The 11371-nt window shown below is 46.2% G+C and carries 11 protein-coding genes; all 11 read right to left on the bottom strand.

Annotated features, from left to right (window positions below; all coding sequences use genetic code 11):
• Positions 1-15: 15 nt before the first annotated feature.
• On the bottom strand, positions 16-1563 hold the full coding sequence (locus QVP35_RS11360) for an L-lactate permease (RefSeq protein WP_009289550.1): 1548 nt from the start codon (positions 1561-1563) through the stop codon (positions 16-18).
• 337 nt (positions 1564-1900) lie between these two features.
• Positions 1901-3142, bottom strand: coding sequence for a histidine--tRNA ligase (gene hisS, locus QVP35_RS11355; RefSeq protein WP_009289549.1), 1242 nt, complete (start codon positions 3140-3142; stop codon positions 1901-1903).
• The gene (locus QVP35_RS11350) at positions 3048-3764 is read right to left on the bottom strand and encodes an HD-GYP domain-containing protein (protein ID WP_006566824.1); all 717 of its coding nucleotides are present in this window, start codon (positions 3762-3764) and stop codon (positions 3048-3050) included. Before QVP35_RS11350 ends, hisS begins: the two co-directional genes overlap by 95 nt.
• A 13-nt stretch (positions 3765-3777) precedes the next feature.
• On the bottom strand, positions 3778-5217 hold the full coding sequence (hemZ, locus tag QVP35_RS11345; RefSeq protein WP_006566823.1) for a coproporphyrinogen dehydrogenase HemZ: 1440 nt from the start codon (positions 5215-5217) through the stop codon (positions 3778-3780).
• A complete protein-coding gene (locus tag QVP35_RS11340) occupies positions 5214-5858 on the bottom strand; it encodes an MBL fold metallo-hydrolase (RefSeq protein WP_006566822.1) in 645 nt (214 codons plus the stop codon). Before QVP35_RS11340 ends, hemZ begins: the two co-directional genes overlap by 4 nt.
• 10 nt (positions 5859-5868) lie before the next feature.
• Positions 5869-8145 carry a RelA/SpoT family protein gene (locus tag QVP35_RS11335; protein ID WP_006566821.1) on the bottom strand — a complete coding sequence of 759 codons (2277 nt, stop codon included), beginning with the start codon at positions 8143-8145 and terminating at the stop codon, positions 5869-5871.
• Between the two features lie 16 nt (positions 8146-8161).
• A complete protein-coding gene (locus tag QVP35_RS11330) occupies positions 8162-8584 on the bottom strand; it encodes an aspartate carbamoyltransferase regulatory subunit (protein WP_006566820.1) in 423 nt (140 codons plus the stop codon).
• Positions 8581-9498, bottom strand: coding sequence for an aspartate carbamoyltransferase (gene pyrB / locus QVP35_RS11325; RefSeq protein ID WP_006566819.1), 918 nt, complete (start codon positions 9496-9498; stop codon positions 8581-8583). The genes QVP35_RS11330 and pyrB overlap by 4 nt, the downstream gene beginning before the upstream one ends.
• A 65-nt stretch (positions 9499-9563) precedes the next feature.
• Positions 9564-10454 (bottom strand): DUF2156 domain-containing protein, encoded by an 891-nt coding sequence (locus QVP35_RS11320; protein ID WP_006566818.1) that lies wholly within the window; start codon positions 10452-10454, stop codon positions 9564-9566.
• 15 nt (positions 10455-10469) lie between these two features.
• A complete protein-coding gene (locus QVP35_RS11315; RefSeq protein WP_006566817.1) occupies positions 10470-10877 on the bottom strand; it encodes a 23S rRNA (pseudouridine(1915)-N(3))-methyltransferase RlmH in 408 nt (135 codons plus the stop codon).
• Positions 10874-11371: hypothetical protein (locus tag QVP35_RS11310; protein ID WP_288187882.1), on the bottom strand; the 498-nt coding region annotated here is incomplete at its 5' end. The genes QVP35_RS11310 and QVP35_RS11315, both read right to left, overlap by 4 nt.

Raw genomic sequence — 11371 nt, 5'->3', positions numbered from 1 at the left:
CCTCCGTAGAATGTCTTAAATAAATCTAAGTCCCAAAAATGCGATCACTCCGTATAGTACGATAAACAGAATGAAGTATTTCATGGACCCGTTCAGTATGCTGCTCTCTTTTCCCACTGTTCCCGTGGCTGCCACAGCAATGGCAATGCTCTGGGGTGAGATGATCTTTCCCGCCGTGGATCCTACTGTATTGGCCGCAGCCAGCCAGACATCGTTCATTCCAAGTGTATGGGCTGTCTGGACCTGCAGGCCGGTGAACAGGACACTTGAGGATGTAGCACTTCCTGTCACGAAGGTTCCGATCGAACCGATCAGCGGTGCCACCAATGGATAAAAAGAGCCGGTGACCGCCACTATCAGTGCTGCAATGTCACTGATCATCCCGCTGTATCCCATGACTTTTGCTGTTGCCAGAACGGATACGATCGTAAGCACTGTCTTGAACATCTGTATCAGGGTGTCTTTCAATACCATTCCGATTTCTTTCCAGGATGCCCCCTGTGCTTTTCCTCCGATCAGCGCTGCCAGGAAGATCAGGACACCCGGTGTTGCCAGCCATGTAAAGGTATACGGGACGGCTCCGGCACCTGTATAGATCTGAACCGAACTCTTTACGCTCGCCAGCGGATCGTGGACAGCAGGGACGAGACTGGAAGTGATCAGGAGAAACAGGAGGATCAGCAGAAAGGGAAGCCATGCAAGAACTGCCTTTTTTAATCCAAGAGGCTCACTGCCGGAATGCTCCGAGTCATCAAGATCTTTCAAAATGTATTCCGGGTCTTCATTTTTCTTTAAAAGCTTTGCCGCCAGGATTGTAATGACCATACTGCATACAGAGCCGATCACCGCCGGGAGTTCAGCGCCTACAAACTTTGCAGTGAGGTATTCCGGAATGATAAATCCCAGTCCGGAGAGCAGTGTGATCATGCCGATCCCCTTCAGTCCTTTGACAGATCCCCCTGTCATGATCATCATCAGAAACGGTGTCAGGACTACCAGGACTGCAAGCTGCATAACTACGGCAACTGCCACGCCTCTGGGATCCAGGCCGCTCACGGAAGCCGCCGTGATTGTCGGAATACCGATCGAACCGAACGCCGTAGGCGTTGCATTGGCAACCAGACAGACCGTTGCAGCGAAGATCGGACTGATACCAAGTCCGCATAAGATACTGGCCGGAATCGCAACTGCCGTTCCAAAGCCGGCCATCCCTTCCATGAATCCTCCAAATCCCCATGCAATGATCAGGATCAGAATCCGTTTGTCTCTGGATACGCTGGTCAGCATCCGTTTAATTAAATCCATATTTTTTGTATGTACCGTCAGGTTGTAAGTGAAAATGGCCGCGATGATGACGAGACAGATCGGCCAGATTCCCATGGCCGCTCCTTCCAAAGTTCCGGTAAGAGCATCGACAAGCGGCATTTTCCAAAGAAGCAGTGCAAGAACTAGTGTGATCGCAAGTGAAATAGGACAGGCTTTGTATCCGGGCATTTTAAGGCCGCTTAAGGCAAGCATCAGCCAAAGGATAGGAAGCAAAGCCAAAATAAATTTAATGAACATCACAAGCAGAATCTCCTTTCTGTTCAGGACGACGAGTTACACTCCAAATAAATTGGTTCTACCAATCCCCTTGTTGCCCCTTATGGTAGGACCAATTTTATCGTTTGTCAAGCCCATTTGCATGAACAAGTCTCATGATACTCTATATTTTTTGTGCAAAACGCTGAAATTTATATTATTTTTCTGATTGATCCTATTCGCTGAAACAGGTCTGCATCTGCTTCACAGAACATTCCATTTTTTATAAATTTCATGAAATCTCACAAAAATAAAAAGCTTCTCTGATCTCAAATAATCAGAGAAGCTTTTGCCTCTGTGCACTATAAAACGATTGTCCTTATAATGCATTTTTTATATCGTCCAAAGAGATTTCTATCTCTTCTCCGGATTCCATGTTTTTCAGTCTTCCTTTATTTTCTTTTAATTCATTCTCGCCAATAATGATCGTGTTTTGTGCCCGGAGCTTATTTGCATATTTCATCTGTGCCTTTACTCCTCGTCCAAGGTAGTCTGTCTCCACCTTAAATCCTTCCATGCGCAGACCGGAAACGATCTCATAGGCTCTTGCCTTAGCTTCTTTTCCGAGAATTCCCACATAGAGGTTCAGTGGTCTTCCCGCCGGAAGTTCTGCTCCCTCCTCTTCGAGGAAAAATAAGATACGCTCTACTCCCATGCCGAATCCCACCGAAGGCATAGACGCTTTCCCGTCGATCTCATGGACTAAGTTGTCATATCTTCCTCCGCCGCACAGAGTAAACCCTTCTCCGTTTACAAACTCAAACACGGTCTTTGTATAATAATCGAGCCCGCGGACAATCCCTGTGTCCACTTCATAAGGGATATTCAGGCTGTCCAGGAGGCTTTTCAGCTCTTCAAAATGTTCTCTGCACTCTTCGTCCAGATAGTCGATCGTTCTCGGTGCATCCTTGATAATCTCTTTGCAGGAAGGGACCTTGCAGTCGATGACTCTCAGAGGATTCTTCTCCATCCTCTCCCGGCAGGTTGGACAAAGTTTGTCCTCATGTCTGTGAAGATATGCAAGAAGAGCTTCGTTGTAATCTTTTCTGCAGTTTGAACATCCGATGCTGTTGATGTGAAGTTTCGCATCACTGAGCCCAATCTTATTGATAAACGTTGTTACCAGTGTGATCAGTTCCACTTCTGCCAGAGGACTTTCTGCCCCTACAAACTCAATCCCGAACTGGTGGTGCTGTCTGAGTCTTCCGCTCTGTGGTTTTTCATATCGGAAAGCCGGGGTAATATAAAACATCTTTACCGGCTGTGGTTCGTTCTGCATTCCGTGTTCCAGATAAGCGCGGATGGCACCCGCAGTTCCCTCCGGTTTTAAGGTGATGCTCCGGTTTCCTTTATCTTCAAAAGTATACATCTCTTTCTGGACCACATCCGTTGTCTCTCCCACGCTTCGCTGAAACAGTACGGTATGCTCAAAAACAGGGGTAATGATTTCATGAATATTATATGTCTCACACAGGTCTTTGAACACATTCTCCAGATATGTCCGTTTCTGCATCTCCTCCCCGAACCAGTCCTTCGTCCCTCTCGGTGCTTGTGTTATCATTCGCAGTTCCTCCTTTTATTGTATCTGTATCGTGCAGATTACTCTTTTCTAATATTCTAAGCATTTCTTTCGAAAATGCAACCCGCTGAAATGCGAGAAACACTTTCATGTCAAAATTCTTTACTTCCTCGATCATGACTTCCAGAGCGGTTTCTACAGAGAATCCCTCCCGGTAATCCCGGTTGGCGATCAGGGCCCCAAAAATATCGCAGACATGCATGATCCTGCCCACCAGCGGGATCTCATCTCTCTTTAGATTGCTCGGATATCCTGTGCCGTCATAATGTTCATGATGGTACAAAACCGCATCCAGCACAATATTATCATAGCCGTGTTCGACCAGAATCGAATGGCCGATCGTAGAATGCATGCGCAGGTAGCGTGTCTCATCTACTGCAAGAATCTGTTCTTCCTTTTCATTCATGTAAAAATTCAGCCGGACTTTTCCGATGTCATGCAGCAGGCCCGCCACTGCCAGATCATAGCAGACTGCCTCATCCAGTCCTAATTCTTTTCCCACGTTATATGCGAGGTTGCTCACAACGATCCCATGTTCGATGGAATCGTCCAGACTGACCTGAATCGGAGTCTCTACATCCCGGGATTCATATTTCATCGGCATATCATAACACCACCTAACACATACTTTTTAGTAATTTATCTTTCCGTAAAATCATTTCTTCGATCCGTTCCGTATACTGTCTGACATCCTTCAGGTTTTCCACCCTCTGGATGTTTCTTCTGCCGCCGACAATCTTAGATGAAGCGCCGGCACCTGCTGCAATAATATCATGCAGTTCCTCCATAATCAGTATATTATAAAGGCATTCTTTTTCTTCCAAAGAAAAGCCTGTATTTTCAAAATTTCCGGGAATATTTTTCTGCCGGTACATGTAATAAGGTTCCATTCCCAGATCAAAGCATGCCCGCTGTGCAAACCGGATCATTTCGTCATCGGCACCGCAAGAAAACTGATCCCTCATTTGATTCAGGGGAGCGCTTCTCTTGATCGCCAGCGCGTGGACCGTGATGCTGTCAGGCTCCAGTTCCCCAAGAGCCTTAAAGGTTGTCTCAAGTTCCCGGATTCCTTCTCCAGGAAGTCCGCAGATCGTGTCCATGTTAATGTTGTCAAATCCTGCTTTTCTGGCAGCATGAAAGCTGTCAGCCACATCCTCCGCCGTATGGTTTCTCCCAATCTTTCTCAGTGTATCATTGTTCATCGTCTGGGGATTGATACTGATCCTTGTAACTCCGTTTTCCGAGAGTACGGAAAGTTTTTCCGCGGTGATGCTGTCGGGTCTTCCGGCCTCCACCGTAATCTCACGGACCCTGCCAAAATCAAAGCATCGTTTAAGCTCTCCAAACAGACGCTCAAGCTGCTCTGGAGAAAGGGTAGTAGGTGTTCCCCCTCCCACATACAGGCTGATCATCTCCCTGTCCCTGTACTGCTCTCCTATATAGTGGATCTCCCGGATCAGGGCGTCTAGGTAATGATCTGCATACTCCCTGTATGCCGAAATCGGATACGACGTAAAAGAACAGTACAGGCATGTGCTTGGACAAAACGGAATCCCCACATACAGACTGTATCCGCTTTCATAGGTGATATTTTTCAGCAGTTCTGTCTCTTTTATTCCCACAGATACACAAAGATCTGCCTTTTCTTCGCTGACCAGATAATCCCGGCACAGTTTCGCTTGCATATCTGCCCTGGATTTCCCCCGCAGGCAGTCCTCAAACACAAGCTTTGTGGGACGGATGCCGTTTAATGTTCCCCAGGGCAGTTCTTTTTGAAAATAACAGGACAGCAGACGGTACAGAGCCGCCTTCAGGCTGTTTTTGAAGTTCCTCTTGTCCCTGAAGTCTCCTCTGACTTTCTCGGAAATGACAGATTCCCCGGTCCTCAGTTCCAGAAGTGTTTCCTCCTCATCGCAGAAGACCCTGCATATAAAATCATAGATAGAATTGTCATCTCCTTCCGAAGACAATTCTATCTTTTCTCCAATGCAGAATGCCAGAATCAGGCTTCTGATATCGTATTCATACAGGGTTTCGTTCTGAATCAGTCCGATCATGGCTGCATAAGAAACGGATTCGTCCGTTTTTCAAGTCCAATGGTCGTGCTGTTCATATGTCCCGGATACACTTCCGTCTCATCCGGCAGAACGAATAGTTTTTCCCGGATGCCTGACAGCAGTGCATCTGTATCTCCGGTAGGAAAATCTGTCCGCCCGATGCTCTGGCGAAACAGAGTATCTCCCGCAATCAGCCACCCCTGTTCTTTGAAATAATAGCAGACTCCGCCTTTTGTATGTCCTGGCACATGAATACAGTGTATCTCCGTGTCTAAAAGATCCAAAATCTGGCCATCTTTTACGAGATGATCAGCATCCATAGAAACAGGCTCCCCAAACATAGAAGTCAGATTCAGGGAGGGCTCTCTCAGTACATCTTCCTCATCCTCATGCAGATAAACCGGCAGCCCCGGCTTTTGCTCCTGCAGATAAGGAAGAGCCATCACGTGGTCAAAATGTCCGTGTGTCAGAAGGACTGCCGTGAGCTCAAGCCCCTCTTTTTCAAGCATTTCCATCACCCGGTATCCTTCGTCTCCCGGATCAAATACAAGCGCTTCTTTCGTCTGGCGGTTGCCGGCGATATAACAGTTTGTCTGCATCTGTCCAAGACCTGCTCCGATCAAAATAATATTTTCGTTCATGTCTGAAAAACTATCCTACCTTTCTCTCTATGTCTACCACACCTTCAATATTGCGTATCCTTGCGATCACTTGATTTAACTGGGCAACTCCGTTGATGTCAAAGGACATGCTGAGGGTAGCCCTTCCTTTTTTGGAATTTGAAACATTCATCGTCAGAATGTCGATGTCCAGCTCCAAAAACACTTTGGATACATCTGCAAGCATTCCCTTCCGGTTGTTTGCATAAATCGAAATTTCCGTGGTATAGGTCTGTCCGGAGCCCTCAGATCCTTCCTGCCATTCTGCCTCGATCAGGCGGGAGCGGTCGGTCTCTGACATGCTTAATAAGTTTACACAGTCTGTCCTGTGAATGGATACTCCCCGTCCCCTTGTGACGAATCCGACGATCTCATCTCCGGGAACCGGATTGCAGCATTTGGAAAACCGCACTGCCACGTCGTCCACCCCTTTGACAACGATTCCGCCCTTCTGTTTCTCTTCCGGACGCCGTTCCCTGACATGTTCTGCCGCCTCCAAAACCTGTTCATCTGTAATCTTCTGTTTCTGCTCTTTATTGAACTCCTCCGCCAGCTTATTGACAACCTGGCCCTCTTTCAGTCCGCCGTGTCCCACGGCTGCGCACACAGACTCCCAGTCTTTAAATCCATATTTGAGCTGTACTTTTTTAATGTATTCCGGCTTTAAGTAGCTTGACAGTTCAATTCTCTTGCCCCTGCAGTACTTCTCAAGCATCTCCTTGCCTTTGACAATATTTTCTTCTTTAAACTGAGTCTTAAACCATTGATTGATCTTGCTCTTAGCCTGGGTGGATTTCACGATATTTAACCAGTCCCTGCTGGGGCCCTTGGAGTTCTGTGAGGTAATCACCTCCACCCGGTCTCCGTTCTGGAGATGGTATTCAAACGGCACCTGCCTGCCGTTGACCCTGGCTCCTACCATCGTATTTCCTACCGCACTGTGAATACTGTAAGCAAAATCAATCGGTGTGGAGCCGTTGGCAAGACTCTTTACATCCCCGTTTGGGGTAAAACAGTAAACCTGCTCCGCAAACAGGTCCAGATTCGTCTTGAGGAGAGACAAAAACTCTTTATTATCGTCCATGTCCTGCTGCCACTCGAGGATCTCCCGAAGCCAACTCAGCTTTTCCTCTTCTTTGTTGACGCCCACGCTGCTGCTTTTTTCTTTGTACTTCCAATGGGCGGCAATACCGTATTCAGCGATCCTGTGCATCTCAAATGTCCGGATCTGGATTTCAAAAGGATGTCCTTCCGGCCCGATCAGCGTCGTATGGAGCGACTGGTACATATTCTGTTTTGGCATGGCGATATAGTCCTTGAATCTCCCGGGAATAGGCTTATACATCTCATGAATTACTCCCAGAGCCGCATAACAGTCCTTGACCGTATCCACTTTGATCCGCACCGCAAACAGATCGTAAATCTGATCCAGAGTCTTATTCTGATTCACCATTTTCTTATAAATGCTGAAAAAATGCTTCACCCGCCCGTCGATCTCCGCCTTGATGCCGCTCCGCTCAATATGACCGCTGACTTCATCGACGATCTCTTTGATGTAAGCTTCCCTGCGTACCTTCTGGGAGTCCAGGGAATGTTCCAGTTCCTTGTAGACATCCGGCTTCAGATATCTCAAAGACAAATCGTCCAGTTCCACCTTGATCTTGGAAATACCAAGCCTGTGGGCGATAGGCGCATAGATGTCCATAGTCTCTCTGGACTTTTCCTTCTGCTTTTCAGGCTTCATAAACTGCATGGTGCGCATGTTGTGCAGACGGTCTGCCAGTTTGATCAGTATGACCCTGATGTCCTTGGCCATGGCAAGGAACATCTTCCGTAAATTCTCCGCCTGTACTTCGATCTTGTCCTTGGAATAACTTAACTGGCCCAACTTCGTGACACCGTCCACAAGCTGGGCAACCTCCACCCCAAACTCCCGGACTACGTCTTCATATGTCACGTCTGTGTCTTCCACCACATCGTGCAGCAAACCGGCAATGATCGTCTCCCGGTCCAGTTCCAGTTCGGCCAGGATAATGGCGACACAAATAGGATGAATAATATAGGGTTCCCCGGACTTCCTCTTCTGGTCCTTATGGGCTTCAAAAGCCATATCGTAGGCCCTGCTCACCATCTCTATATCTTCATCGCTGTACAGGCTCTTCATCGTCTCCATCAGCTGCTGACGGAGTTCATCGGGAGCCGTAAAACTCTTGGGATTGCTGATATCTTTTTTTACACGGTTTATTTTTGTTTTACTGTTTTGCTCCATTGGCAGCCACTCCAGATTAATTATTTTTTAACTTTGATTCACAGTAAATGCATCTGTAAACCTTATTTTCTCTGTCCACAAGTTTGAATGTATGATCGATCTCCTGCTCTGTGGAAGTAATGCACCTCGGATTTTTGCATCTTGCAATGTTGGTGATGACCTCCGGAAGCCCGACCTTATGTTTAGATTTCAGCTTTCCGTCCTCAATGATGCATACGGTGGCATTGGGGTCTACATATCCCAGCACATCCAGATCGATATCAAAGTTATTGGAAATCTTGATGATGTCTTTCTTGCCAAGTTTATTGCTCTTGGCATTCTGAATGATCGCGATACTGCAGTCCAGTTTGTCAAGTCCCAGCTGATAGTAAATATCCATGCCTTTTCCGGCTGTGATATGGTCTAAAACGATTCCGTTCTTTATACTGTCTATGTTCATGCCGTAACCCCCAATAAATCCATGATCAGTGCCATCCTCACGTGTTTGCCGTTCAGTGCCTGTCTGAAATAGCAGGCTCTCGGGTCCTCGTCCACTTTGACAGAAATCTCATTGACTCTCGGCAGCGGGTGCAGGATGGACAGGTCTTCTTTTGCCTTCTTTAACTTCTCAGGGTCCAGAATGTAGCTGTCCTTTAATCGGACATAATCGGCCTCGTTAAAAAATCGTTCTCTCTGAACTCTGGTCATATATATGATATCCAGTTCCGGCATGACTTCTTCCATCTTCCTGACTTCACGGAACGGAATATTCTTCTTTTCAAATACGTCTTTTTTCAGATATTCCGGTATCTGAAGCTCCTCCGGAGAGATCATGATGAAACTGATATCCTCATACCTTGAAAGGGCTTTGATCAGAGAGTGCACGGTGCGCCCGAACTTCAAGTCCCCGCAGAATCCGATGGTCAGATTTTTAAGTCTTCCTTTTTCCCTCCTTATGGTCAGAAGGTCGGTGAGTGTCTGGGTCGGATGGTTGTGTCCTCCGTCCCCTGCATTGATGATCGGGATGTCCACATGTCTGGAAGCGACATACGGAGCTCCCTCCTTCGGATGGCGCATAGCGATGATATCTGCGTAGCAGGCCACAGTCCGCGCTGTGTCGGCGATACTTTCTCCTTTTGCTGCTGAGGAAGAATTAGCAGAAGAAAAGCCAAGTACACTGCCTCCTAACTCCAGCATAGCCGCTTCAAAACTGAGCCTTGTCCTGGTACTTGGTTCAAAAAATAGTGTTGCCAGCTTCTTATATCTGCATACTTCCCTGTACTTCTCCGGCATGGAAGAAATATCATCCGCAAGATTCAAAAGCCTGTCGACGTCATCCACAGACAAATCCATCGGATCGATTAAATGTTTCATAGAAAGTACCTCCTAATCGTTATATTATAATAATTCTACATTTATAGACCAATAGTGTCAATGAATTACTTATATTTTAGCAGGCCTTTTTCCAGCAGTTCCGAAGGACGGTAAGAAAGTTTTGCCTTCCGGAGTCCTTCTTCCCCCAAATCTTCCTCTCTGTTGATAAACTGATAATCCATGGCTTCGTGCAGAATAAACTGCTGATTGATCATCGGGTAGGCTCCCTGTATCTCTCCGAACGCCTTCTCAAAATGAACAACAAAGGTATCTTCTGTTGTTCCCTCCCCTATGGCAAACGCAATAATCTTTCCGTCACTTCTCAGCACCCCGCCCTTTAAGTCAAGGTCTTTATAATACATCAGAGCATTCTTGGCAGCACAGATCTCTTCATGCTTGTCGGCGTCTTCTGCTTTGGTAGCCTCGTTTGCCATCTTCCATTCCATGAGCATGGTCAGGGCTTCCAGGGCATTTTCATCATTTAAAGATTCGTAAGACCAGTCGTGATTTTCCTTAAACCTGTTGATATGATTTCTTTTGCCGTGAAGCTTCTTGCCCCTCAGCGTTGCCAGAGATTCCCGTTCGTAAATATAATCAAAAAGATCCCGGTCATATTCCACTGTAAAAATATCCCCGAACATCTCTTTCATCTTTTCTTCTGTTTCCTTCAGGATACCATGCATGGCAAATGGGATTCCTTCTTCCCTGCAGTATTCCATGACGGCCTCCACGGCTTTCTTCTCATCCCCGCCTCCGATCGGATAGCTGAACGTGCACCCTTCTCCGTCTTTTGACCGGATGATCAGCATATCCTCTGTTATGGCATATGTCATGTGATAATGATCTTTCCACAGGATCAGTGTCGCGGCCGAAAAATCGGCACTCCGGTAATTGATTTTGTCAAAATATGCATCAAACATTTTTTTATCTTCTAATTTCGGTGTCTTAAATTCCATTGTAAACTCCTTTATTTATTTGTGATAAGGCTGGCAGTTCATGATTCGGTATCCCCGGTAAATCTGCTCCAAAAGAACAGCAGCGCATAATTCAGGTGCCATATCAAAAGAAGATACGGAAAACTCTGAAACATGATGCTTCCGGCTGAATCCGCCAATATAAAAAAAGATATTAGAACAGCCGTCTAGCATCCAACGGCTGATTTCTTCTGCAAATGCAGTGCTCTCCAAACTGTTTTCAGAACTTGTGACCAGAAAATGCTTTCCTTCCTTATCAAAGATTCTTCCCAATTGTTTCTCTTTTTTTACATACTTGACTTCTATTGTACAATATTTCCCCAGACGTTTCAAATATTCTTCCATAGCCTGGACATACAGTGTATCCCTGTTCTTCTGTAAAATAAAAATATAGAACTTCATCATGACTTGCCTTTATCAAAAAACTTCTTCAGTTTTTTATCAGATTTGAGCGCTTTCTCAAAGGCATCGTTGGTCTCTTTGATCAGCTGTTTTACTTTTTCTGTTGCCAGACCGGCATTCAGAGCATTTTTCATCTGCGCCGTATAATGTTTCTCATTGTTATAGAGCAGATAAGACTGGCCCTTTTTTACAATATAATATTGGCTCATGCCTGGTGCAGGTGTTTTGATCCCCCGGATCTTTGTACTGTAAGCAGCATAAACGATAAACGATTGTTCATCCGCGCCTTTTTCAGTGTGGAATGAGAGGTTCTCATATGACTCCACATACTTATGTAGCTTCTTTACTACCCGGCTGGAAACCAGATCTTTCGGGTCTTCCACCATGCCTTTTAAGCCCTTCTCGTCACCTGCCCTGAGCTTTTTATAGTACTCATTCATAAATGACAGCAGTTTCTCTGTCTCAGGCTGCACCGGCTGGGATGCTGCAACAGCATC

It is taken from the genome of Anaerostipes sp. CAG:276, assembly GCF_000432215.1.
GTDB lineage: Bacteria > Bacillota > Clostridia > Lachnospirales > Lachnospiraceae > Anaerostipes > Anaerostipes caccae.
This window is presented reverse-complemented; position numbering and strand designations above follow the sequence as displayed.